At 58.7% G+C, this 24646-nt stretch carries 18 protein-coding genes, 1 tRNA gene and 2 rRNA genes; 13 read left to right on the forward strand and 8 right to left on the reverse strand.

The window, feature by feature from the left end; translation table 11 throughout:
- Positions 1-94: 94 nt before the first annotated feature.
- Genes K3756_RS15165 through argE form a run of 3 tightly spaced genes read left to right on the forward strand, consistent with a single transcriptional unit; the run spans position 95 to position 4649 of the window.
- Positions 95-2164, forward strand: coding sequence for an FAD-dependent oxidoreductase (locus K3756_RS15165; protein ID WP_259988835.1), 2070 nt, complete (start codon positions 95-97; stop codon positions 2162-2164).
- The gene (locus tag K3756_RS15170) at positions 2164-3504 is read left to right on the forward strand and encodes an aminotransferase class V-fold PLP-dependent enzyme (RefSeq protein WP_259988837.1); all 1341 of its coding nucleotides are present in this window, start codon (positions 2164-2166) and stop codon (positions 3502-3504) included. The genes K3756_RS15165 and K3756_RS15170 overlap by 1 nt, the downstream gene beginning before the upstream one ends.
- Positions 3504-4649 (forward strand): acetylornithine deacetylase, encoded by a 1146-nt coding sequence (argE, locus tag K3756_RS15175; RefSeq protein ID WP_259993573.1) that lies wholly within the window; start codon positions 3504-3506, stop codon positions 4647-4649. The genes K3756_RS15170 and argE overlap by 1 nt, the downstream gene beginning before the upstream one ends.
- Positions 4650-4659: 10 nt before the next feature.
- On the opposite strand, the gene K3756_RS15180 is transcribed toward argE, so the two are convergent.
- Positions 4660-5592, reverse strand: a complete 933-nt coding sequence (locus K3756_RS15180) for an alpha/beta fold hydrolase (protein ID WP_259988838.1) — start codon at positions 5590-5592, stop codon at positions 4660-4662.
- Positions 5593-5671: 79 nt separating this feature from the next.
- Here K3756_RS15180 and K3756_RS15185 point away from each other — a divergent pair, with 79 nt between their 5' ends.
- Positions 5672-6187 carry a PadR family transcriptional regulator gene (locus K3756_RS15185; RefSeq protein WP_259988840.1) on the forward strand — a complete coding sequence of 172 codons (516 nt, stop codon included), beginning with the start codon at positions 5672-5674 and terminating at the stop codon, positions 6185-6187.
- 119 nt (positions 6188-6306) lie between these two features.
- On the opposite strand, the gene K3756_RS15190 is transcribed toward K3756_RS15185, so the two are convergent.
- The 3 genes from K3756_RS15190 to K3756_RS15200 all read right to left on the reverse strand — a co-directional run bounded on the left by K3756_RS15190 (position 6307) and on the right by K3756_RS15200 (position 10368).
- Positions 6307-8814: a PAS domain-containing hybrid sensor histidine kinase/response regulator gene (locus K3756_RS15190; RefSeq protein ID WP_259988842.1), complete on the reverse strand. Its 2508-nt coding sequence runs from the start codon at positions 8812-8814 to the stop codon at positions 6307-6309.
- Between the two features lie 40 nt (positions 8815-8854).
- Positions 8855-9358, reverse strand: coding sequence for a molybdopterin-dependent oxidoreductase (locus K3756_RS15195; RefSeq protein ID WP_259988843.1), 504 nt, complete (start codon positions 9356-9358; stop codon positions 8855-8857).
- Positions 9359-9480: 122 nt separating this feature from the next.
- Complete coding sequence (locus K3756_RS15200) at positions 9481-10368, reverse strand: UTP--glucose-1-phosphate uridylyltransferase (protein WP_259988845.1); 888 nt, start codon at positions 10366-10368, stop codon at positions 9481-9483.
- 226 nt (positions 10369-10594) lie between these two features.
- Between K3756_RS15200 and K3756_RS15205 the strand changes: the two genes are divergently transcribed.
- The 9 genes from K3756_RS15205 (at position 10595) to K3756_RS15245 (ending at position 20073) form a co-directional block, all read left to right on the forward strand.
- The gene (locus K3756_RS15205) at positions 10595-11209 is read left to right on the forward strand and encodes a response regulator transcription factor (protein ID WP_259988847.1); all 615 of its coding nucleotides are present in this window, start codon (positions 10595-10597) and stop codon (positions 11207-11209) included.
- Positions 11210-11319: 110 nt separating this feature from the next.
- Positions 11320-12594: a PP2C family protein-serine/threonine phosphatase gene (locus K3756_RS15210; protein WP_259988849.1), complete on the forward strand. Its 1275-nt coding sequence runs from the start codon at positions 11320-11322 to the stop codon at positions 12592-12594.
- A gap of 1 nt (position 12595) precedes the next feature.
- Positions 12596-12940 (forward strand): STAS domain-containing protein, encoded by a 345-nt coding sequence (locus tag K3756_RS15215; RefSeq protein WP_259988850.1) that lies wholly within the window; start codon positions 12596-12598, stop codon positions 12938-12940.
- A gap of 17 nt (positions 12941-12957) precedes the next feature.
- Positions 12958-13353, forward strand: a complete 396-nt coding sequence (locus tag K3756_RS15220; RefSeq protein ID WP_259988852.1) for an ATP-binding protein — start codon at positions 12958-12960, stop codon at positions 13351-13353.
- A gap of 4 nt (positions 13354-13357) precedes the next feature.
- Positions 13358-15088 (forward strand): DUF3131 domain-containing protein, encoded by a 1731-nt coding sequence (locus tag K3756_RS15225; protein WP_259988853.1) that lies wholly within the window; start codon positions 13358-13360, stop codon positions 15086-15088.
- Complete coding sequence (locus K3756_RS15230; protein WP_259988855.1) at positions 15085-16233, forward strand: acyltransferase; 1149 nt, start codon at positions 15085-15087, stop codon at positions 16231-16233. Before K3756_RS15225 ends, K3756_RS15230 begins: the two co-directional genes overlap by 4 nt.
- A 2-nt stretch (positions 16234-16235) precedes the next feature.
- A complete protein-coding gene (locus K3756_RS15235) occupies positions 16236-18056 on the forward strand; it encodes a glycosyltransferase (protein ID WP_259988857.1) in 1821 nt (606 codons plus the stop codon).
- Positions 18057-18058: 2 nt separating this feature from the next.
- Positions 18059-19384, forward strand: coding sequence for a DUF3131 domain-containing protein (locus K3756_RS15240; RefSeq protein ID WP_259988859.1), 1326 nt, complete (start codon positions 18059-18061; stop codon positions 19382-19384).
- The gene (locus K3756_RS15245; RefSeq protein WP_259988861.1) at positions 19381-20073 is read left to right on the forward strand and encodes a peptidoglycan-binding protein; all 693 of its coding nucleotides are present in this window, start codon (positions 19381-19383) and stop codon (positions 20071-20073) included. The genes K3756_RS15240 and K3756_RS15245 overlap by 4 nt, the downstream gene beginning before the upstream one ends.
- A 374-nt stretch (positions 20074-20447) precedes the next feature.
- Here K3756_RS15245 and K3756_RS15250 read toward each other — a convergent pair.
- The 4 genes from K3756_RS15250 to K3756_RS15265 all read right to left on the reverse strand — a co-directional run bounded on the left by K3756_RS15250 (position 20448) and on the right by K3756_RS15265 (position 24643).
- Positions 20448-20524 (reverse strand) — tRNA-Arg (locus K3756_RS15250).
- A 34-nt stretch (positions 20525-20558) separates the two neighbouring features.
- On the reverse strand, positions 20559-21446 hold the full coding sequence (locus K3756_RS15255) for a glycosyltransferase family 2 protein (RefSeq protein ID WP_259988862.1): 888 nt from the start codon (positions 21444-21446) through the stop codon (positions 20559-20561).
- 161 nt (positions 21447-21607) lie between these two features.
- Positions 21608-21722, reverse strand: a 5S ribosomal RNA gene (rrf, locus tag K3756_RS15260).
- Between the two features lie 87 nt (positions 21723-21809).
- Positions 21810-24643, reverse strand: a 23S ribosomal RNA gene (locus K3756_RS15265).
- Between the last annotated feature and the right edge of the window lie 3 nt (positions 24644-24646).

The raw sequence follows: 24646 nt of genomic DNA on the forward strand, positions 1-24646 counted from the left end.
CCACCCTAAGCTATGGTTCCGCAACCCTGACTTTAGCCTAAGCCGATTTTCTGTCACCACTGATGCAACGCCCTTCCACACAGGAGATTTCCGCGTGCGCGATCCCCGCTACGACATCCTTTTCGAGCCTACGCAAATCGGTCCGCTCACGGCCAAGAACAGGTTCTATCAGGTGCCCCACTGCAATGGCGGCGGATACCGGGACCCTTCGGCGGCGGCGGCGATGCGCGGGTCGAAGGCAGAGGGCGGCTGGGGCGTTATTTTCACCGAGCAATGCGAAATGCATCACACGTCGGAGATCACGCCGTTCATCGAGTTGCGCCTGTGGGAGGACAAGGACATTCCGATGCTGCGCAAGATGTCCGACCGGATGAAGGAATATGGCGCACTTGCGGGTATCCAGCTCGCGTATTCGGGGGTGAACGGTCCGAACCTCTATACCAAGGAAGTGCCGTTGGCGGTGTCTGCCCAGCCTATCCGCACCTTCACCAATGATCCGGTGCAAGCGCGCGCGCTCGACAAGACCGACATCAGGGATTTGCGCCGCTGGTTCGTAAACGCGGCCAAACGCTCCAAGGTGGCGGGGTTTGATCTCATTTGTCTGTACGGCGCCCACGGGTTCGGCATTTTCCAGCATTTCCTCAGCCGCGCCACCAACCACCGCACCGATGAATATGGCGGCAGTCTGGAGAACCGCGCACGGTTTGTGAACGAGGTCATCGCCGATGTGCGCGACGCGGTGGGCGACAGCGTGGGGATCACGCTGCGCGTGTCGCTAGACGAGACAATCGGCGATTTGGGGTTTTCCAATGCCGAGGTCCGCGAGTTCGTCGACATGAACCGCAATCTGCCCGATCTGTGGGATCTGGCGCAGGGCACGTGGGAAGAATGCTCCGGCCCGTCACGTTTCAAGGAAGAAGCCGCACAGCACGCGTTGGTCAGCGGCATCCACGAGTTGACGGACCGGCCAATCGTGGGCGTTGGCCGCTTTACCAGCCCCGATGTCATGGCGCGGATGATCAAGAGCGGTACGCTGGATTTCATCGGGTGCGCGCGGCCGTCGATTGCCGATCCGTTTCTGCCCAAGAAGATCGAGGAAGGCCGGATCGAGGACATCCGCGAGTGCATCGGCTGCAACATCTGCGTGACGGGGGACATGACCATGTCGATCAGCCGCTGCACGCAGAACCCCACATTCATGGAGGAGTGGCGCAAGGGGTGGCACCCCGAGCGGATGAACCCGAAAGGCGGCAGTGCCAATCTGCTGGTGGTGGGGGCCGGTCCGGCCGGGCTTGAGGCGGCGCGTGCTGCGGCGGAACGCGGCTATGACGTGGCGCTGGCCGAGGCAGGCACGGTGCTTGGCGGGCGGGTGGCGCGTGAACGTCATCTGCCGGGGCTGAGCGCATGGGGGCGTGTCGCCGATTACCGTGAATACCAGCTGAGCCAGAAGGCCAACGTGGAAAGCTATCTCGACAGCGCGCTTGATGCAGAAAGCATTCTCGAATTCGGGTTCGAAAACGTCTGTATCGCGACAGGCGCGGCCTGGCGGCGCGACGGGGTGGCGCGCCAGCACGTGGTGCCCTTTCCCGCCGATGCGGCGATGCCGCTGTTCACGCCGGACGACCTGATGGCGGGGGCCAGCCCTGCGGGAGATGTCGTGATCTACGACGACGATCATTATTACATGGGTGGTGTTCTGGCCGAATTGCTGGTCAAGAAGGGCTGCGGCGTGACGCTGGTGACACCGGCCGCCTATGTCAGCGAATGGACCCTCAACACGCTGGAGCAACACGAAATCCACCGCCGCTTGGCCAATATGGGCGTCACAATCGAGCTGAACCGTGGCGTGACGGCGATCGAAAAGGGCCACGTCCAGACGAATTGCATGTTCACGGGCGTGGTTCGCCCGCTTGCCTGTGACGGGGTGGTGATGGTGTCATCGCGGGTCGAAAACAACAGCGTCTATATGGCGTTGAAGGCCCGCGAGGCGGAGTGGGCGGATGCGGGCATCAAATCGGTGAAGGTGATTGGCGATGCGAATGCCCCCGGCCCCATCGCGTGGGCGACCTATGCCGGTCACCGGTATGCCCGCGAGCTTGACGGTACCGAGATCGGTGACGCGCTGCCGTTCCGGCGTGAAATCACACAGCTTGCGCAAGACTGATGAAGGCGTTTCCATTTCCCGCATCAAACGTGACGCGTATCCTGGAATGGACGCGCAGGCGGATATTGGGCGGGCCGGACCCCAAGCATGGCGCACAAAGCCATGCGGCGCTTGAACCGGTTCTGGGGGGATCGATCACGCCGCAGGGGATCGGCGGCGCGGCGGCGTTTGCGCTTTTCACCGATACGATTGTGCCGTCGACGCGGCCCTTCGGGCATCCCACATCGCTCAGCTTTGTGGCGTCTGCGCCGACGGATGCGTCGCTGAGTTTTGACGCGGCACTGGGCGCTGCGGGGATTTTCGCGGGCAATTGGGACGGTGGTGCAGGCGCGATCCACGCCGAAAACCAGACGCTGGAATGGTTGGCGGGCCTTGCCGGATGGGGCGACAGCGCCGGTGGCGTTTACGTGGCGGGTGGCACGTTGGGAAACCTGAGCGCCCTGCACGCGGCGCGCGACTGGAAAGCGCGGCGGATGGCGCGCCCGGACCGGTGGGCGATCCTGTGCTCGACCGAGGCGCACAGTTCGATCCGGGCTGTGGCGCGGGTCATGGATGTTGATGTGATCGAGGTTCCGCCCGACGAAACCGGGCGCATGAGCGGTGCGGATGCAAGCGCGGCCTGTGCGCCGCACGTCTTTGCGATTGTGGGCAATGCGGGTGCGACCAACAGCGGTGCGGTGGACGACATTGCCGGTCTGGCCGAGCTTGCCCACGCGCGTGACCTCTGGCTGCATCTGGACGGCGCTTACGGGCTGGCCGCCCTGTCGGACCCCAATACGCGCCCGGTATTCGACGGGATCGAGCGCGCCCACAGTTTCACCGTTGATCCGCACAAGTGGCTTTTTGCCCCCTATGACAGCTGTGCGCTGGTGTACCGGAACGCCGCGGATGCCGCCAATGCGCACGGTCAAAGCGCGGAGTATCTGGACGCGGTGGACAAGACCCACTGGAACCCCTCCGATTATGCGCTGCACCTGACCCGGCGCGCGCGGGGGCTGCCGTTCTGGTACTCGCTGGCGACCCACGGCACCCGCGCCTACGGCGATGCCATCGCCAAGACAATCGCCATCGCGCGCGATCTGGCCGACGGCATCGACAAGATGGCGGGGCTTGAGCTGGTCCTTGGTCCGCAGCTTTCGGTGGTGCTGTTTCGCCCGACCGGCATGAGCGACGCGCAGATGGACCAATGGGCAGAGGCGCAGCGCCGCTCCGGAGCGCTGCTTTGTTTGCCAACCACGTGGCGGGGCCAGAAAGTATTCCGTCTGTGCATCGTCAATCCGCAAACGAGCGTTGCGGGTGTACTGGAGACATTGGGCACGCTGACCACGGAGGCCGGATGATGGGCCGGACGCTCGAAATTCTCGAAAGGCTGGTGGGGTTCGCGACGGTCAGTCACGACAGCAATCTTGATCTGATCGACTGGACACAAGATTTGCTGGAAAATGCGGGCTTCGAGGTCACACGCATCGGGTCACCGGAGGGCACGAAAGCGGGGCTGTTTGCGCGGATCGGTCCGCGTGCCGATGGCGGTATTTGTCTGTCTGCGCACACCGATGTCGTGCCCGTCGACGGGCAGGTCTGGACCCGCGCGCCGTTCAGGTTGAGCGATGAAGGTGCGCGGGTTTTTGGGCGTGGTACGACGGATATGAAGGGCTTTCTGGCCTCGGCCTTGGCGATGGCCGAACGCGCGGGATCGGCCAATTTGTCCGCGCCGCTCAGTCTGTGCATCTCCTACGACGAGGAAATCGGTTGCGTGGGCATTCGCCAGATGATGCCCGAGGTGGCAAGACACATCGGGAAACCGCGCCTTGTGATCGTGGGGGAACCCACGTCGATGCAGGTTGCGACAGGCCACAAGGGCAAGACCGCCCTGCGCGTGACCTGCCACGGACAGGCGGGGCACAGTGCGTTGGCACCGCAGTTTGTGAACGCCATCCACGTGGCCGCCGAGATGGTCGAGGGGCTGCGCCGCCTTCAGGCCGTGCTGGCCGACGGCCCGCGCGATGACGCCTATGCGGTTGCCTACTCGACCGTGCATATCGGCAAGATCGCGGGCGGTCAGGCGCTCAACATCGTGCCTTCGGATACGCATCTGGATGTGGAGTTCCGGCATCTGGCCGAAACGCCCGCGGAGGATATCGTGGGCCGGATCACCGATCTCGCCCACCGGGTCAGCAGATCGTTTCCCGACGCGCCTGCGATCACTGTCGAAAAGGTAAATGCCTATCCCGGGCTGGAGACCGATGTGCGGCAGGATGCGGTCGCCTGGGCGGCGCAGTTGGCTGGTGCAACTAATACCGTCAAGGTGCCGTTTGGAACCGAGGCGGGGTATTTCGCACAACTGGGGCTATGCAGCGTCGTGGTCGGGCCGGGGGATATGGCGGCCGACGGGCACAAGCCGGACGAAGGGTTGAGCAAGACAGAACTGGCGGCCTGCGATGCGATGATGGACAATATACTGGGTGCCCTGACCTCGCGGCGTTGAGTTTGGGACATCAGCGCGATTTGTTTCTGACGTGGCTGAGGCGCTGCTCTGCCTCGTGCAGGTGATCAAGGAGGATCGTGCAGAAGGCATCCGGGGCATCGATTTGGGGGTAGTGGCCAACCTCGGGCAAAACCTCGCGCCGCGCCGAGGGCATGTAGTCCTGGACGGTTTCAAGCTGCGCCACAGGGAAGATCCGGTCCTGCTCGCCCCAGACGACGCGCGTGGGAATCTCCAACGCCTCAAATTGCCGCGCTTCGCGTTCAAACACGTCCATTTCCTTGACCTTGAGCGGTGTCGCTATGCCCCGAAGGGTTCGGACAAAGGCGCGGTGCGCCCCCGGCAGCCGCGAAAACGCATCGACCTCGTCCACCAGCGCCCTGGTCCGTTTTGCTTTCTTGTGCACGGCGATCCGGACCCCGAAGGCGTTTGTTGCACGTTGCGGCCGGCTCATCACTGCGCCCAGTCCGGGGATCGTCGGAACCCGCAGGAACGGATGGATATGCGTGCCGAAACCGCCCGGATTGGCGCACACCGCGGATGCGTAGCGCTCGGGATGCCGTGACCCGTGCCGGATGAGCAGGCTCGCCCCGAGTGAGGATCCGACCATATGCCCTTTGTCGATGCCCGCAGCGTCGAGAAAGGCGTGAAACATGGGCACGAAGAACGAAAGCGCACGGTAGTCCACATCCGGTTTGTCGGAATGGCCGAAGCCGGGCAGATCAAACGCGACGACGCGGTATGACGCAGCAAGCGTGGGCAGGATATCCCGCCAGATTTCGATCGATGCCGCAAGGCCGTGGACCAGAACGACGGGAGGCGCGGAGGGGTCGGCCCCCTGCGGCGTGCCGGTATCGAGCACGCGTGTTGTGATCCCGTCGCGCAGCGCGATGCGGTTTGTTTCAAAGCCCGCGATAGGCTGCGTCGGCTCGATAAGTGATGGCATATCCGCCCCCGATAGATAATAAAAGACAGGTCATATTTGACTTGTTGTATCGAACCTGTCAAGCCTATACCAATCGGGCATGTCAATTCGTCACGCCATCCTCGGGCTTCTCAGCGAAGGCCCCATGACGGGATATGAAATCGCCAAGCGGTTCGAGCATTCTCTGAGCCGCGTCTGGCCCGCACGGCCCAACCAGATCTATACCGAGCTAAACCGGATGGCGGACGCGGGGCTGATTGCGGAGATCGGGCGCGAAGCCCGCAATGCGCGCCGCTACGAGATATGCGAGGCCGGCCAGACCGCGCTGCGCCACTGGATGCAGCAGGACCTGCCCGAAGGGGGCGGGCTGAGGTTCGAGCCTTTGTTGAAAGCGAACTTTCTATGGACCCTGCCACAGGACGCGCGGGCCGCTTGGCTGGCGCAGCAACGGCAGTTCTGGGAGGATCAGATTGCGTGGCTTGACGCACAGGCCAAACATCTGCCGCCCGACCACACCGATACCAGCGGGGCCGTCACGAGCCGCCGCCAAGCGGCAGCAACGGGCCGCCGCATTTACGGCGCGATGAAGGATTGGGCGACCGCGATGATGTCGTAGCAGCGCGCCCTGCCCCGGTCACCGGCGTTCGCGTTCATGACCATTCCGAGGCCAGTTGCACAGCAGTATGGGTAAGAGGCTTCGTCGGACATCTCCGCGTTACGCCAACCGACGAACCGTCAGTCGCTTTCCAACGCGCGTGCGGTCGACTTCCAGACGTCGACCAAGTCTCCCCGAGCCGCGACGATGAAATCAACGTCACCTCGTTTGGCCGCTGTCTCGATCGCGCGGAGGGCTTCACGAAACGGACCGGCGCCGAAAACCGCAGCGCTTCCGGCTACTTTGTGGGTCCGTGATGCGATTTCGGCGAGATCGGAGGCGTCGTGCGTCGCGAGCCAGTCAATCAGGTCTTCGGCTTCCTGTTCAAAGCGCGACAGCAGCCTTTCGAACGTCTCGTTTCCAAGACTATCTCGCGTTTCCGACATATGGGCGGCATCGAGCATCGCCCCAACAGGGGTGTGTTCTTTCATGGTGCCGACGCGGTTGATCATCGCTCTCAACGCGTCGCGGGACAAAGGTTTGGTCAGGATCTCATCCATTCCGTCGGCAAGGAACTTTTGTTGCTCCTCTATCATGGCATTCGCAGTCAGCGCCACGATCGGGGTCTTTGCCGCCAGCCCACTGCCGCCCCGAATGGCGCGTGTCGCGGCGCGGCCGTCCATGACGGGCATGCTGATGTCCATCAGGATCAGGTCAAAGCACTCTTTCGCCGCTGCACTGACGCCTTCGGCACCGTCATTGGCCTCTGTCACGATATGCCTGTCCGATTGCAGCATCTCGCGCGCGACGATGCGGTTGACTTCGTTGTCCTCGACCAGAAGGACGTTGAGCGGTGCGGTGGCGTGAACGTCGTCAACCTCGGGTGTGTGCTGCGTTGGCGCGGTGGTTGCCTCGACCGGAATAGAAACCCAGAATGTGCTCCCCTTTCCCAAGGTGCTGTCGACCCCGATTTCACCGCCCAATGCGTTTATGAACCGTTTGGCAATGCTGAGACCCAAACCGGTTCCGTCGACATTGCGGTCATAGGCCGTGTTGCCCGTGACAAAGTCGTCAAACACGCGCTCTGCAAGATCTTGCGACAGTCCGGGGCCGGTATCCGTGATTTTGACCCTCAGTTCCGTGGCGTCGGGCGTGCCTGTGTTCTTGATCGAGACATCCACCTTGCCACCGGTCGTGAATTTCACGGCATTGCCGATCAGGTTCATCATCACATGCTGGAGGCGGTCGTGATCGGACAAGATCCAATGCACCGGGTGCCCATGCCAACTCCATGACAACGATGTGCCGTTCTTGGCCGCGGCGCCGCTCTGGTTGTCGATAATGTCTTGAAGAAGCTCGGAAATGTTGACCGGTTCAGAACGGGTGCTGAGCTTGCCGGCGTCATAGCGCGTGATGTCGAGCACATCCGAAATATGGCTCATCAACAAACGTCCGGAGGTTTCCATATGGCCAACGTACCGATCCTGGTCCGCGTCCAGCTTGGTATCGCGCAGCAGGTTCATGTTTCCGAGCAGACCATTCAGCGGGGTCCTGATTTCGTGGCTCATCGTGGACAAAAAGTCGGTTTTCAGTTTTTCACCGGCGAGTGCTTTGTCACGGGCCGCAACCAGTTCAGCCTCCGCTGCAACGCGGTGCGAAATATCACGCAAGAAGGCGATGAATATCTCACCCTGATCGGTCGTTGCAGACTGGATTGCGAGCTCGACGGGGAAAACCTGCCCGTCGTGGCGTTTGGCCTCCAGTTGTACGCGTCCTTTGCCGACAACGCGCTTTTCGCCCTTGTCGCGCATACGCTCCATGCCGGCGTCATGTGCGCTGCGCAAATGGTCCGGAACGATGACAGAACCGATGTCTTTTCCCAAAACATCCGCTTCCTTGTAGCCAAAAATTGCTTCGGCAGCCGGGCTGAATTCGAGAATGTCGCCATTTGAATCGCAGACGATCACACCGTCGAGCGATGTGCTCATCACGGTGGTCATGCGCGTGGACGTCTGGCGGTTCTCGCGTTCGCGTCGATAGATGCGCGCGTTGAGGCGGTTTAGAAACAGAACGGTGAGGGTCAGCACTGCAATCAGCGCGGCGATGGCAATTGCCAATTGCGTCACCGTGCGGGCCATGGCCTGCCTTTGCTCATCTGCGACCTGTGCGAAGGTATCGAGGCCGGAATTCGCCAGTGCGCGCGTGACAGGGGCTGTGGCGCGCGTCAGGGCCGCAAGATCCGGCAATCGGGCGATGAGCTCGTCATCCGGACCGTCAATGATCACAACGGCGTCGTCGAGAAATGCGAGCAGGTCGTCAAGATACTGGCGTGAGGTCGGGTCGGCGCGCAGCCCTTCGAAAACCGTGGCTTGCTCGAGGGTCGTGACACGGCTGAAGAAAACATCGAACTCCTGACGCAGCTTCGCCAGATCGATAGGGTCGGCCGCGACTTCATTCTGGAAATCGATGAATTCGACCTGCGACTGCACCAGAGACCATTGCACGTTGTCGGATTGTGCCGACTCCAGAACGCGAATTTCGCGCGCGACGTTGAAGGTCAGAATCGCAATGGCGAGTATGGCGACGCCCCCCGCAATCAGGGCAAAGGCCCTGCCCCGGATCGCGCGTTTGGGTAGGTCTGTCGACAAGCTGGTGTCCTTTGAAAGCGCGCCTTGCGGCTTGTTAGGGTTACTGAACGATTTCCAGTCTGTCGAGTTGCCAGATACTCCGGGAGTAGACAACTTCGGAGCGGTAATCGGCGTTGCTGTCGTATGGATAGATGACCCAAAGAGGCCCCTTGTCGCGTACGGTCATTTCTTCACCGTCCATCAGGTAGGCGATGATCGGGCCGCCTTCGACGGCGTCGGACACAGGGATTTCGACGGCATAGTCGTTGATGGCCGTCGCAACCAGTGTGCCATCTTCAACCCCCAGCTCGGCCATCAAATCTGCCAGTGACACGCCTGTGAAGGTGTGGACCCCGTCGGTCCAGATCGTACTGGTTTCGAACGTGGTTTCGGGGAGCGCGCGCAGCATGCCCATGTCCAGCGCCAGAGTGCTCTCTCCGGAAGACGTGGTGATGTCGCCTGAAATGCTCAGCAGTGGTGTAGGCTGATTGTCTGCCAAAGCGGAGTGGGACAAGCCTATCGCCAATGCGGCGACGGATGCGAAACGAACGATTGTCTGAAACATGAAAGGGTTCCTTGCGTTGAACCAGTGTTATTGCACCCGCAGCGCAAAATCGCATTTGGGCAAACGGATACCGACCTATCCGAACGGATAGGTCCGCGCGTCGCGACACCCGAAGAGTGATGTTACGCGACCAGACGGAATGGCTGGCGCTTTTCGTTGAGGAAGGCGGCGTATTCGCTTTGCAGGTCCGCGCGGTCCATGGCGAAGGCTGTTGTCGCTTGCACGTATCCCTGCACCGATCCGCAATCGAACCGCTGCCCGTCGAAGGTGAACCCATGCACGCCAACCGTTGAGACATCCGCGTTTATCGCATCTGTCAGTTGCAACTCGCCGCCCGCGCCGGGGCCGAGATTGTCGAGCTGATCGAAGATTGATCGGTCCAGAATATATCGGCCGATAACGGCCTTGGTAGATGGCGCCAAATCCGCGCGCGGTTTTTCGATCAAGCCCAGCGCTCTGGACACGCGGCCCTGTTCGGATGCCACATCAAGCACACCGTATTTGCTGATGTCGGATCGGGGCACATCCATCGTCGCCACCATGTGGCCGCCCAGTTCGCGGTGCACCTCGACCATCTGGGCCAAGGCACCTTTTTCGCTTTTGATCACGTCGTCGGGAAGGATCACGGCAAAAGCTTCATCGCCGATCAGTTTACGGGCCTGACGCACCGCGTGGCCCAGACCCAAAGGCTGCGATTGTCGCAGTAAGGTCAACGCGCCTTCGGCCATGCGCGTGCAGTCCAGCGCGGCCAGAGCTTCTGTTTTGCCTGCCGCTTGCAGCCGTGTCTCAAGAGCGGCGGCGGTATCGAAATAGTCCTCCAACGCGCCTTTTCCTGCGGCCGAAACGAAAATGAATTCCTCCACCCCGGCATCGCGGGCTTCGTCCACAGCGTATTGGATTAACGGGCGATCCACCAAGGTGATCATTTCCTTGGGAACAGATTTTGTCGCCGGCAGAAAGCGCGTGCCCATTCCGGCGACGGGGAAAACAGCTTTGCGGATATGTGTCATGTGAATGCTTTCATCGTATTTCGGTTGGGCCGCTTATGGGCCCACACCGCTCTTCCGATCTACATAGCGGACGGACACGCACAGGGCGCATGCGGGTCGGGCGATAACCAATTGGGCGCGCGCCCTACCCGAATGGGTAGGGATGACCGGCGATTCCCCTTTTCCGACCGCCATCCTAACGTCATAGTTGTGGTGTAGTTCGCCTCCAAAGGCCGAGGAAAATAACATGAGAATCCTAATCGCTGACGATCACGACCTCTTGCGGGATACTCTTGTGATGTTTCTGGAGAACGCAGGCGGAATCGAAACCGAAGCGGTGGGTACCTACGGCGACGCGATTGCCATGATCGACGCCGGTCCTGCCTTTGATCTGGTCCTTCTCGACTTTAACATGCCGGGCATGAACGGGTTGGACGGGCTCAAATCCGCGCTGACCCACGGGGATGGCCAGCGGGTTGCGCTGGTGTCCGGTGAAGCCAGCAGAAAAATTGCGGAAGACGCGCTCGAGGCGGGGGCCGCCGGGTTTGTGCCCAAATCGCTCCCCGCAAAGTCGCTGGTCAATGCCGTCAGGTTCATGGCGATGGGGGAGCAGTACGCCCCGATCGATTTCATGACCGCGGAAGAGGAAGTGGAAGAAAATCCGCTGGCAGCGAACCTGACCGAACGCGAACTGCAGGTTCTGAAGGGGCTGACCGAAGGCAAGTCCAACAAGGAAATCGCCCGCGACCTCGATATTTCGGAACCCACCATCAAGCTGCATATGAAAACGCTGTACCGCAAGGTCGGCGCTGCCAACCGCACACAGGCGGCACTGATCGCGCGCGAGGCGGGATTGTTCTGAACCTATCCGAACGGATGGGTTAACCACACGATTGCCCCCGCGAACCAACCTTTCGCGCGGATGATCCGAGCCTCTACGGCTGCTACGTCTCCGCTCGAAGGAGATGAACAATGCCGGCACCACACTGCACAGTAAATACAGATGATCCGTCGGTCGCATTGGCACCGATCGCCGGTGCGCGTGTGTCGGACGCCGACGCAAGGTCGGGAGCGCCCGCGTTGAAGGTGGTCGTCGCTGAAGACAGCGAATTGCAGCGATTGTTCCTGTGCAGCCTCATCAATAGTCTGGGCTTTGATGCGATTGAGGCCGAAGACGGCCGCGCGGCATTGCGTCTGATCCGGCAGTCGGGTGCGCAGATCGTGATTTGTGATCTCGAGATGCCCAACCTTGACGGCATCGGGCTGACACGCGAAATCAGACAGCTTGGCCTCGACCATTATGTACATGTCATCATGGTGACGGGTGCGGACGAAACCGATATCCGCGACGAGGCGCTGCTGGCGGGGGTGGATGATTTCATCACGAAAGGCAGCAGCACTGCGATACTCAAGGCCCGCCTGCGCACCGCGACACGTCTTATCGCCCACGCGGCGGAGCTGGCGGAACGTAGCAATATTCTGAAAGAGACCAACGCGCGGATCGAAGAAGATCTGCGCGCAGCGGCAGAGGCGCAACGCCAGCTTTTGCCAACCCTGCGAGACGACATCCTGGGCTTTAGCGTGGCGTCGGCGTTCGTGCCGTCCGCTATCGTGTCCGGTGACATGTTCGGCTGCTTTGAACTCGAGAACGGAAATCTTGGTTTCTACGCAATCGATGTGTCAGGACACGGTGTTCACGCGGCCTTGTTGTCGGTCGCGATTGGCCACCTGGTGACGCCCGAATACTTCCAAAGTCAGGCATTTGACGATCACGGCTCGGCCGATCCTGCGGCCTTGGTCGCGGCGTTGAATGTCCGGTTCAGCGCGTCGGACACTGATGACTACTTCACCATGTTCTGCGGCATCATCGATACGTCCAGCGGCCAGCTTGCTTACTGTCAGGCTGGGTATCCGTCACCATTTTGTGTCAACGGTGCGGGTGTTGGCGAACCGATCGGCGATGGTGGATTTCCGGTGGGGTTGATTGCCAGTGCCCGCTATGCGACCGACGTTCACCAGATCGAAGTTGGCGGCGGTTTGGTCATCTGTTCGGACGCGGCATGCGAGGCCGAAAACGCCAATCGCGAATTCTTTGGCAGCGGTCGGGTTTACGCGGTGGCGCAAACGATCGCCACGGCCAGACCCTGCGATATCCCCGGAAAAATGGTCAGCGCGCTTACCCAGTGGCGCGGTGGAAAACCCCTGGAAGACGACCTTACTGTCGTCACCCTTAAACGGAGGTCATGAGATGATCCATACAACCCCGCAAGACATGGGCATCACAGCGATCCGCCCCGGTGTCGACCGCCTGACGGCCGCAAACGCCAAGACCTTCAAGGACGATGTGACCCGGTTGATTGATCGCGGGTCAGCGCAGTTGGTCATCGATTTCAACGACGTGACCTTCGTGGATTCCTCCGGCCTTGGCGCGCTTGTCGGTGTGCTCAAAAAGATCGGCCATCGCGGTGATCTTGCCGTGTGCGGGCTGAATTCCGATGTGGCCCAGATGTTCAGGATCTGCCGCATGGATCAGGTGTTCAAGACCTTTGGTACTGTCGAAGGTGCCGTTGCGAAGATGGCAGAAGACCTGTGATCCGACAGAGCTTTCATATGCGCAACGATCTTGGCGATGTGGACCGAGTGGTGCTGTCGATGAAGGCCAGCGTGCAAGGGGCGCTTGGCGCATCCAGCCTCGTGAAGTTCGAGATCAGCCTGTCCGAAGCGCTGACCAATCTGGTGAAGCATGCGCGCACAAGCGACCGATCCGCGCCGATCGACATCGAGCTGGACGAAACCGACACCAGCGTTCGTGTCGAGATGTTCGACCCTGTCGGCGCACAGCCCTTTGATCTGCGCGACCATGCCCGACCCCTCGCTTCCGTTGATCCACTGGCCGAGAGCGGCCGTGGGCTCGGCCTTTTTCTTCAGTGCTCGGACGACGTGGATTACGGCCCCAAGGCCGACCGCATGTGTCTGTCACTTTCATTTTCGAAATCAGGAGACTGATCTTATGACCCGATCCAAATCCGCGCCTTGGCTGTTGGCTGGCGCCGCATCGTTGTTTGCATTCTTTCCGTTGTCGAACGGGCGGGCGCAGGACGTTGATGCCAGTGCATCAACGCTGACGCTTGATGGTGTATCCGTAGAGGGCGAGACCTATCGCAGTGTGACGATCACATCCGCGGCGCCCCTGTCTGTCCGGTTTGGCGATATGGTTCAGGCACAGACCTGCGCGCGCGGTCCGATGGGACAATCGCGTGTTCATTCCGGGCGCAACGGGCAACTGACGCCGCGCGAATTCGAAATGGCCAAGACGGCATGGTCCTATTTCGAGAGCAGCTATCAGTCTGAAACCGGGCTGGTGAATGCCGTCGGCTCTTTCCCGTCCACGACGCTGTGGGACACGGCATCCTATATCAGTGCCATGGTTGCGGCGTACGAGCTATGTGTGATCGACAAGCGCACGTTTGATGACCGCGCCAACCGTCTGATCAACACCCTGCGCAACCTGACGCTCTATCGCGGTGAGGCGCCCAACAAGGTGTACAACGCAGCAACCGGTGAAATGGTGGATTATGCCAACCAGCCGGGCGAAATCGGGATGTCAGCGAATGACATCGGTCGTCTTCTGGTCTGGCTCCAGATCCTCAAGGAGCGTCATCCGCATCTGGCCAATGGCGTCGACAACGTCCCTATGCGTTGGAACTTCTGCAATCTTATCAACGAAGACGGTCGCATGTTCGGGTCTTTCACGCAATCGGATGGCGATACGCGCTATGTGCAGGAAGGGCGTCTTGGCTATGAGGAATATGCCGCCAAGGGCTTCGCGCTGTGGGGCTTTGACGTAGATCGCGCGATGTCGCCCGAGTCGTTGAATTTTGTCGAGATTTTCGGCGTCCGTGTGCCCTATGACGGGCGTGATCCGCGCGTGTTCAAGAACCAGAACTACGTGCTCACGGAAGGCTACATACTTGACGGTCTGGAGTTGGGTTGGGATCTGCCGACAGATCGCAGCAATGACGGTATGGTGGCCAGCAATGGTTGGCGCGCCGAATTTGCCCAACGCATTTATCTCGTGCAGCAGCGCCGGTTCGAGCAGACCGGTGTGATCACCGCCCGCTCCGAACACCAGGTCGAAGGCAGCCCGTATTTCGTTTACGACAGCATCTTTGCGGATGGGTATCCGTGGAACACGCTCGACCCGACAGGAGAGTACCAGCCGGACCGCGCGGCAGTTTCCGCAAAAGCGGCCGTGGGGATGTGGGCGCTGTGGGACACGGATTATACCGACCTGTTGTTCGAAGCCGTCGCTGATCTGTCCGAGCCTGATCGCGGGTTTTATGAAGGTCTTTATGAAAACGGCAACGGGTATATCCCGCTCCAGACAGCCAACAACAACGGCATCATTCTGGCGGCACTTTTGTACAAAGTGCAGGGTCCGATCCTGCAGCGTGTGAACCAAAACACCCAGGTCTGGGACACTGCATTCATCGGCACGGATATTCGTGACAACAAATGCCACCCCAACCGGATGGTCGAAGAAGTGCCGTGCTGTGCCTGCGGCAACGCCAACCAGATCGCTCCTGTCATTCCGGTGGAGGACTTCGTTTACTGCCGTCCTGTTACCGGGGGCCAAGACATCGGGGCTACCGAATGCAGCACGGTGGAACACAACCTGCCCCTTCCGCAGGTGCGCAAGGTACTGCCCTCCAGCTGTTCGATCCCGGTGGCAGACCGATGACCGCGGCGCATAAACCCCGTCTTGTCTGGTTTGACGCCAACCGCGTGTTTGCGGCCTTCGGTGTCGTTCTGATCCACTCCTCCACCGACTTCGGCGGGCAGGCGTTTGCGGACGCGGATCAGGCGCAGCGCATCGTGCCGGTGTTCCTGCGGTCTTTGGGTGAGTTTTCGGGATCCGAGATGTTCTTCATGTTCTCGCTGTTCCTGATGGCGATGCGCGTGGACAAGAAAATGCCGACCTATGGCAGCGCGATTGCGGTTCAGGCCAAACGCCTGTTGGTGCCCTTTGCGTTCTGGGTGGTGTTCTATGCATTCTTCCGACTGTTCAAGGCGGATACGTTCAACTACGCGCCCTACCTTTGGGACCAGTTGGGGCAGCTCCAAAGCTGGCTTGGCTACTTCATCCTCGGCAAATCGCAGTATCACATGCACTTCTTGCCGACTTTGTTCGCGCTGTTCCTGTTCTATCCGGTGATGCGGTCAGCGACCCGTTACCCTATCCTTGGCCTGACCGTCGTCGTCACCATCGGCGTGATGAACAACGTCCAGGGGTTCGTGTGGGGATTGGACCTTGACCCCGTATTGCGCGACTACGTTATCTGCGCGCTCAAGATCTTTGGGTATGTCGGGTACGGCATGGCGGCATTCGCGATCTACGGTTTGTGGAATGACGGTATCCCGCGCGGTGAATCGCGGTTGATCCGCCGCTGCGGGTTCTACTTTGCGATCCTCGCCTACCTCGCGACGTTGCCGTTTTTCAACGTGGCGTTTGAAACCGGATCATGGGGCGTGCGCGAGGGCTGGGACTACTACGGCCACTTCTTGATGCCGATCTGTGTGTTCCTCATCTTTATCGGCGGTCAGTATTTGCAATGGTCTCCGCGCTGGACCTTTCTGGCGAGCTATACGTTTGGCGTCTACCTCGTGCATCCGCTGGTGATCGATCTGTTTGACATTGCCGTCTTCGGAACTGGCCTGTCACGATCCATGAACCCATGGTTGATAGTCATCGCGCGCTTTGCATTTGCTTTGCCTGCATCCTTTGCACTCGCCTACGTGCTGTCGCAGCTCAAATCCCTCGCATGGACAATCGGACTGGGCCCAACCCCTTGGGATGTCGTGCGCTCCAAACGGGCGGAGGCGTGAGCGTGGACGATTATTTCGCGAAGTACGAAGACCGCCTGCCTCAGGCCCCATTGGAATATTCCGCCACCCGTGAGCTGGTTTGGCAGTTTCTGGCGACGGTCGCGTTGGTGGTTGGCGCCTGGTACATCTGGTGGCGCTGGACGGCATCGCTGAACACAGAGGCAATGTGGTTTGCCGTGCCTTTGGTCATCGCTGAAACCTGTGCCTTCATCGGGATGGTTTTGTTCGTCTTCAATCTTTGGAAGGACGAACCCCTAGAGATACTCGATGCGCCGGCCAGATTGATCGATATCGCACCTGACCACCCCGATGGCGCGCGCCCGATCTCGGTCGATGTGATGTTTGCGACGTACAACGAAGACCCGGAACTGGTTCTGCTCGGCATCAAGGACGCGCAGAACATCACCTATCCGCACCCGATTGATATCCGCATTCACGTGCTGGACGACGGGCGTCGGGACAAGATGCGAAAAATCGCGGAGGCGGCGGGCGCCAATTACATTTCACGCGACACCAACGAAGGGTTCAAGGCTGGCAATCTGCGCCATGCGATGGAACAGACCTGTGGCGATTTGCTGGTGATTTGTGACGCCGACACGCGGCCATTTCCGACCATCCTCGAAAATACGCTAGGCTATTTTCGCGAGCCGAAAATGGCGTGGGTCCAGACGCCGCAGTGGTTCTACGATCTGCCGGACGGGCAACCCTTCGATGAAATGCTGCAGGGCCGTTTCGGTGCCAAGGCCGGTTCATTCGGGCGCGGGCTGCAAAAGATCATCGGTCCCGTGCAGCTGGGCACCGACCCGTTCGTGAGCGACCCTAAGATGTTTTACGATATCATCCAGCGCCGCAGAAACTGGGCCAATGCCTCGTTCTGCTGTGGGGCGGGATCCATCCACCGCCGTGAGGCCGTCATGGAGGCCGCCTTGCGCAGCTTTGGCAAGCAGGTCGAAAAGCGTACCCATGCCACCGAAGAAATGATCACCGTGGCGAGCAAGGAACGCGAAATCGCGCCGGATATGATGGACGCGATCCGCACCGAAGCGGCAACGACGGAAATTCTGACACCGTATCGGTTCCACGTGTCCGAGGACATCTACACATCCATTGTGCTGCACTCGGACCGCGAGCGTGGCTGGAAATCGAGAATGCATCCGATTGTCGAAAGCAAAATGCTGTCTCCGCAGGATTTGCTGACATGGACCGTGCAGAGATACAAATATGCCGGCGGCAGTCTGGATATTCTGGTCAATGACAACCCGATCTTCGGGCGGGGGCTGACGTTTGCGCAACGCGTGATGTATGCGGCGACGTTTTATTCCTACCTTGCGCCGATCTGGAACCTCGTTTTTCTGGTGGCACCCGCGATTTATCTGTTTACCGGCGTGTCGCCGGTGGCGGCCTATTCGTCCGAATTCTTCTGGCACCTGATCCCGTTTCTGGTGACCTTGGAGCTGGCGATGATGGCGGGCACGTGGGGCATATCGGGATACGCGGCCAAGGCCAGTTATCTGTCGTTCTTCCCACTGGGTGCGCGGGCAATCTGGTCGGTGATGCGCGGCCAAACGATTTCGTTCAAGGTCACCCCAAAGGTGCGCCAGTCGGGAAATTTTCTCGCCCTCGTGCGCCCGCAGATTGCCGTTGTCATTGCGACAGTCGCGGCCACGATCTGGGCCTGCATCGCTCTGGCCCTTGGCACCACATCACATTCCGCCACGGGGGTCGTGTCCAACGTCCTTTGGGGTTTCAACAATTGCCTGGCGATGGCCGGCATCATCAGCGCGGCCCTCTGGGTGCCAGGCGCGACTGACGAAGGCGACTAATCATGAGTTTCAAGACACACCTTATCAAGGCCCGCAGCCATCTGATTTTTCTCTTTGCATTGGGGTGCGGTCTGGTGCTGGTCACGACAATCGACCGACGCGAAAATGAACAGGCAGACACGCAATCAGGAGCCACTGCAATGGCACACTTCGAAGAGGTCACGCCGCTGCCTTTGGCAATCACGGGCACATCGTCGCCCGAGGATTTAGCCTATGCAAAGATGGCGTGGCAGTACTTTGTGAACAACACGGATCCAAACACCGGGCTGGTCAATTCGACGGACAACTACCCATCCACGACAACGTGGGAAACGGGGTCTTACTTCGTCGCCACTCTGTCAGCCAATCGTCTGGGCCTGATCGACGACGCAGAGACCATTGCCCGTATTGATCTGGTGCTTGAGACGCTGATGGACATGCGCCTGTTCGACGATGCGTTGCCAAACAAGGCCTACAATGTGCGCACTGGCGATTTGGTCAACTACGCAAATGAACCCGTGGAACGGGGCTTGGGTTGGTCTGCTTTGGACATTGCGCGCATGGTGGCGGCCCTTGGCCATGTGAACGCCAACTACCCCGAATTGGCAGCCAAGACCGCCAAAGTGATGGACCGTTGGGACCTGTCCTTGATGGTTGAAGATGGCCAGTTGATCGGCGGCAATATCGCGGACGGCGACCTGCGCTATGATCAAGAGGGGCGCGTTGGATACGAACAATACGCGGCCAAGGCGATGATGCTGTTCGGTTTCGACATGTTCCGCGCCTATGATGCAGAGAAAAATTTGATGGTGCGCGAGGTCGAAGGCCAACCGATCCCCGTTGACACGCGCCTGCACCGCAATGTCACGCCCGCCTTTACAGTCAGCGAACCCTATCTGTTTGACGGTCTGGAGTTCGGATTTGATGCGCGATCAGCCCGTTTCGCAAGCGCCATCTATGCCGCCCAGGAGGCGCGGTATCGCAACACCGGTATCCTGACCGCGGTCAGCGAATCCCACATCGATGTCGCGCCGTATTTTATTTATTCGTCCGTTTGGGGCGGTGGCGCAGACTGGGCCGTCATGTCATTCAGTGGTGAACGGTTGGACAGCAAGCGCACCATCACCACCAAGGTTGCCTTTGCCTGGGACGCCTTGTTCGGCACGGAATACACCAGCGACCTCGTGGCCGCGATTGCGCCGCTGGGTGATCCGGACCGCGGGTGGCCCGAAGGCATCTATGAGGCCGACGGCACGACCAATTCATCCGTAACCGTGAACACAAACGCGGTTGTTCTGGCCGCATTGGCGTTTCGCGCCAACGGTCCACTGATCCGGGCTGGCCAATGATGCGCTTTATTTTGTCAGTCATTGTTCTCGTCGGATCGGCGTTGCAGCTTGGGGCGTCGCCATGCGTTTCCCCGACGTTCGATATCCCCTTTCCCGGCGCGACGGATGTGACGTCGCATGTGACGGATCTGCCGTCTTCGGCATTTCCGGCGTTCTGGCAAAAAGGGCGTGTTGATGGGTACGCCTATAAGATATTTGCCAACGCAACAGGGGTACTGCGAGGGGGGGATCCGGATATGCCCTGGGCAATCGAGATCATGTGCGACGCATCGGTTGAGACATGTGCACTCACGCAAACAGGAACGCCACCCCAACCTGCCACACGTGTCGCAGAGCGGTTGGGCCAATGCCTGGTTTCACCCCTCCCGATGAGTGAAGCGGCCGAAAAACCGGATCAAATGACCTCACAATCGAATTCCCCGGAACCGATTGCGGCGGCAACGGTAGAAGCCACGACTGAAGAGCGCGCGTCGCCTTGCGGGCTTGCTGTGGTGGATGAGCTGACGGACATCGCGACGATGCAGCGACTTCTGGTATTGCTCGGCGAAGATCCTGGTCCGGTGGATGGGTTCCTTGGGCCGAAATCCTTTGCCGCGATGAATGCCTTTGTAAGCAACGCAGGATGGGGTACCTCCATCCCCGAACTCGTTAATGTGCTGTCGGAACGGCATTGTTCACAGACACACTAAATTGCCCAGAGAGCCGATAACCCTAAGAACTACGCAACGCAGAGAGAGAAAATCTCAGAACATCTTTCGGGAGAAGAACAGCGAGAGTTTGACGGAAAAAGCAACGGCAACGGAGATCCGCCCGAAGAGTATGTGGACTTGGAGGATATCTTACTCGAGCCCTTGCCTACCTAAAGCGCTCCATCTGAACAGCGAAAAGAATGGTTTTTTCTTCTGTCAGGATTCCCAGTTCTATCATGAAAGCCAGTTCTCATCGCTGTACGTCGTCAAGAATTAGGCCGGACCGCATGTGCGAAAACGCAGGCATTACACCTATTTGCAAGGTTATGGTCCGAAATTCGCATTCGTATGGCTCATGACATTATTTGATAACTTGGCGATCCCTGAAGGACTCGAACCCTCAACCTGCTGATTAGAAGTCAGCTGCTCTATCCAGTTGAGCTAAGGGACCGCTCAGCAGGTTATGCGCTATGGCTGCGCAGCCATCAAGGGGCCATCGCGCCTGCGGGTAATGCGGCAAACCAGTCGGGCAATGTGGTTTTGAATTTGAAGGCGATGAACTGACTGCGCACGATCGCGTGCTTGGTGATGCGTGCAGGTGCTGCGATTTGCGCGGCATAGGCCTTTGCACTGGCGGCTTCCCAAGGAATATGCGGAAAGGCTTCGGCCTTGGCGTATTGCGCGCGGGCACGTTTGGTGGCAGTACGCCATGCCTCGCCCGGCAGGCCTTTGCCTTCGCCGCGCGCGATAGCCTTGCGGTGGACGTTCGACGCAACAAGCGCGTCCGTATTGGCGAATTTGAGATGCGCGAGGTATACGCCACACGGCAGATCATAGGGGTAGCTTTCAATCCGGCGGCGGGGAACAGACACGCCATGCAGGTCGAGATGGGCCCCATTCCGGACGGCGAAGGCCTTGCTGTAGTGACCCGAAAACACGGCAGTACGGCGATGATCGAACACATTGGCGTCGTCGTCGAGAGGGGCGTCGGTCGCCATTTCAAATACGTTGAGGCCGAGGGCGAAGACAGTATTGCCTTCGCACGCGTGGAACAGGGCGCCGAAGTCTTTGTAGCGGTTAGGGTCGATCTGTATGATCTCGTCCGCATCGGTTCTGATGACCCAATCGTAGATTTGGGAGAGCGCGTCCTGGAAACCGTTGAGCATTTTGTTCCGGGTTGCATCAAAATGGCTGACGTCGTCGCGCGGGATCACGATGATATTTGCGGCGGGACAAAGTGATGCAATTCTTGGGTCAGCACCGTGCACGACGATGAAGAGGTTTTGCGCACCGAGGTGGTGTTTGTAATGCATGTACCATTGTTTGATGGCCCAGTAGTCGCGGTAGACCATCGTCAAAGCGCAGATTTTCATACCGAAGGACTATCCTTTGCTGGCTATAACCTGCAAAGGGTATTTGTTGTTGTCGGTATTTTTGTTGGTTTGGTGTTTTCAAGCCGCCGGGTGTGTAGTGTATTTTTGGGCGGATTGTTTTGTTATCGTTAAGAGAGATACACATTTTTTGATCTTATTAGGTTTGGCGATGACCTACTCTCCCACGCCTTAAGACGCAGTACCATTGGCGCGGCGGCACTTAACTGCCGGGTTCGGGATGGGACCGGGTGTTTTGCTCGCGCTATGATCACCAAACCAAATAAAATCAAAAAATGTCCAAGCCGAGTACGGCTAATGTGTGTGTATGCTTTTGTTCTGGTAACAGTCTTTCTGTTACTGGATCAAATCAAGCCTATCGAGCCATTAGTACCAGTCAACTGAACGCATTACTGCGCTTACATCTCTGGCCTATCGACGAGGTGGTCTACCTCGGCTCTCAGGGATACCTTGTTTTGAGGGGGGCTTCCCGCTTAGATGCCTTCAGCGGTTATCCTTTCCGATCATAGCTACCCTGCACTGCTGCTGGCGCAACAACAGGTCCACCAGTGGATCGTTCACCCCGGTCCTCTCGTACTAGGGGCAACTCCTCTCAAGTATCCTACACCCACGGAAGATAGGGACCGAACTGTCTCACGACGTTCTAAACCCAGCTCACGTACCTCTTTAAACGGCGAACAGCCGTACCCTTGGGACCTGCTCCAGCCCCAGGATGAGATGAGCCGACATCGAGGTGCCAAACACTGCCGTCGATATGGACTCTTGGGCAGTATCAGCCTGTTATCCCCGGCGTACCTTTTATCCGTTGAGCGATGGCCCTTCCACTCGGGACCACCGGATCACTATGGCCGTCTTTCGACTCTGCTCGACTTGTCAGTCTCGCAGTCAGGCTGGCTTCTGCCATTGCACTCAACGAGCGATTTCCGACCGCTCTGAGCCAACCTTCGCGCGCCTCCGTTACGATTTAGGAGGCGACCGCCCCAGTCAAACTACCCACCACACAGGGTCCCGGATCCGGATAACGGACCGCGGTTAGACATCAAGCAGAACAAGGGTGGTATCTCAAGGGAGGCTCCACAGCGACTGGCGTCACTGCTTCAAAGCCCACCACCTATCCTGCACATGTTCGGCCTAATGCCAGTGTGAAGTTGTAGTAAAGGTGCACGGGGTCTTTCCGTCTAACCGCGGGTAACCTGCATCTTGACAGGTAATTCAATTTCGCTGAGTCGATGTTGGAGACAGCGGGGAAGTCGTTACGCCATTCGTGCAGGTCGGAACTTACCCGACAAGGAATTTCGCTACCTTAGGACCGTTATAGTTACGGCCGCCGTTTACCTGGGCTTCAATTCAAGGCTCTCACCTCTCCTTTTAACCTTCAGGCACCGGGCAGGCGTCAGACCCTATACGTCGTCTTGCGACTTCGCAGAGCCCTGTGTTTTTAATAAACAGTCGCCACCCCCTGGTTTGTGCCCCCAGCCCCTAGTTGCCTAGGAACCGGGCCTCCTTCTCGCGAACTTACGGAGGTATTTTGCCGAGTTCCTTCAACATCGTTCTCTCAAGCGCCTTGGTATTCTCTACCAGTCCACCTGTGTCGGTTTAGGGTACGATCTAGCGATGGAGCTATTTCCAGGGACCAATTAGCAGCCCATTCAATCCAATAAGGATGAACTACCTTCATGATCCGTCACTTCCATCTGGCCCAGGAATATTAACCTGGTTCCCATCGACTACGCCTTTCGGCCTCGCCTTAGGGGTCGGCTTACCCTGCTCAGATTAGCTTTAAGCAGGAACCCTTGGACTTTCGGCGAGAGTGTCTCTCACACTCTTTGTCGCTACTCATGTCATCATTCTCACTAGTGATCTCTCCACCGGATCGCTCACGCGCCGGCTTCACAGAAAGCTCCGCGTCTCCAATCCGGGCGAACCCGGTAAGGAGACATGGAACTATGTCACACTACGCTCTGCTACCATGCAATAAATGCATCCTAAGCTTCGGCTCATGGCTTGAGCCCCGTTACATCTTCGCCGCAGGACAACTTATTTAGACCAGTGAGCTGTTACGCTATCTTTAAAGGATGGCTGCTTCTAAGCCAACCTCCTGGTTGTTTTGGTCGTCCCACCTGCTTTCCCACTTAGCCATGAATTAGGGGCCTTAGCTGTAGGTCAGGGTTGTTTCCCTCTTCACGACGGACGTTAGCATTCGCCGTGTGTCTGCCGACTAGTACTCCTCGGTATTCGGAGTTTGGTTAGGATCAGTAAGCCTGTGGGGCCCCATTACCCATCCAGTGCTCTACCCCCGAGGGTATTCGGTCGACGCTCTACCTAAATAGATTTCGCAGAGAACCAGCTATCTCCGAGTTTGATTGGCCTTTCACCCCTAGGCACAGCTCATCCCGATCTTTTTCAACAGATGTGGGTTCGGTCCTCCAGTAAGTGTTACCTTACCTTCAACCTGGCCATGCCTAGATCACTCGGTTTCGGGTCTGATCCCTCAAACTCATTCGCCCTATTAAGACTCGCTTTCGCTGCGCCTACACCTAACGGCTTAAGCTTGCTTGAGAGACCAAGTCGATGACCCATTATACAAAAGGTACGCTGTCAGGCCGCAAGGGCCCTCCAACTGATTGTAGGCGTTCGGTTTCAGGTACTGTTTCACTCCCCTCGTCGGGGTGCTTTTCACCTTTCCCTCACGGTACTGGTTCACTATCGGTCAGTAAGGAGTACTTAGCCTTCGAAGGTGGTCCTCCGATCTTCAGACAGAATTTCACGTGTTCCGCCCTACTTAATACGTCCTATCATGCTTCTCATACGGGACTATCACCCACTCTGGTTGCGCATTCCAACGCATTCTGACCACACTCAAGGCTCGGCTGGTCCCCGTTCGCTCGCCGCTACTAGGGGAGTATCAATTGATTTCCTTTCCTCCGGGTACTTAGATGTTTCAGTTCCCCGGGTTTGCTTTTCTAAACCTATGTATTCAGTCTAGAAATACCTGTTTGACCGCATTATCCGTCGCCGCCGAAGCGGGTGAGATAACACAGTATCAGGTGGGTTGCCCCATTCAGAAATCCATGGATCAAAGCCTATTCTCGGCTCCCCATGGCTTATCGCAGAGTATCACGTCTTTCATCGCCTCTTACTGCCAAGGCATTCACCAAACGCCCTTTTCGCGCTTGATTTGA

Source organism: Sulfitobacter sp. S190 (assembly GCF_025141935.1).
GTDB lineage: Bacteria > Pseudomonadota > Alphaproteobacteria > Rhodobacterales > Rhodobacteraceae > Sulfitobacter.

Bases quoted from the DNA above. Each gene is read 5' to 3' on its own strand.
- K3756_RS15170 (WP_259988837.1), top strand. From the start codon at position 2,164: ATGAAGGCGTTTCCATTTCCCGCATCAAACGTGACGCGTATCCTGGAA.
- argE (WP_259993573.1), top strand. From the start codon at position 3,504: ATGGGCCGGACGCTCGAAATTCTCGAAAGGCTGGTGGGGTTCGCGACG.
- K3756_RS15180 (WP_259988838.1), bottom strand. From the start codon at position 5,592: ATGCCATCACTTATCGAGCCGACGCAGCCTATCGCGGGCTTTGAAACA.
- K3756_RS15185 (WP_259988840.1), top strand. From the start codon at position 5,672: ATGTCAATTCGTCACGCCATCCTCGGGCTTCTCAGCGAAGGCCCCATG.
- K3756_RS15195 (WP_259988843.1), bottom strand. From the start codon at position 9,358: ATGTTTCAGACAATCGTTCGTTTCGCATCCGTCGCCGCATTGGCGATA.
- K3756_RS15200 (WP_259988845.1), bottom strand. From the start codon at position 10,368: ATGACACATATCCGCAAAGCTGTTTTCCCCGTCGCCGGAATGGGCACG.
- K3756_RS15205 (WP_259988847.1), top strand. From the start codon at position 10,595: ATGAGAATCCTAATCGCTGACGATCACGACCTCTTGCGGGATACTCTT.
- K3756_RS15210 (WP_259988849.1), top strand. From the start codon at position 11,320: ATGCCGGCACCACACTGCACAGTAAATACAGATGATCCGTCGGTCGCA.
- K3756_RS15215 (WP_259988850.1), top strand. From the start codon at position 12,596: ATGATCCATACAACCCCGCAAGACATGGGCATCACAGCGATCCGCCCC.
- K3756_RS15220 (WP_259988852.1), top strand. From the start codon at position 12,958: ATGCGCAACGATCTTGGCGATGTGGACCGAGTGGTGCTGTCGATGAAG.
- K3756_RS15225 (WP_259988853.1), top strand. From the start codon at position 13,358: ATGACCCGATCCAAATCCGCGCCTTGGCTGTTGGCTGGCGCCGCATCG.
- K3756_RS15230 (WP_259988855.1), top strand. From the start codon at position 15,085: ATGACCGCGGCGCATAAACCCCGTCTTGTCTGGTTTGACGCCAACCGC.
- K3756_RS15240 (WP_259988859.1), top strand. From the start codon at position 18,059: ATGAGTTTCAAGACACACCTTATCAAGGCCCGCAGCCATCTGATTTTT.
- K3756_RS15245 (WP_259988861.1), top strand. From the start codon at position 19,381: ATGATGCGCTTTATTTTGTCAGTCATTGTTCTCGTCGGATCGGCGTTG.
- K3756_RS15255 (WP_259988862.1), bottom strand. From the start codon at position 21,446: ATGAAAATCTGCGCTTTGACGATGGTCTACCGCGACTACTGGGCCATC.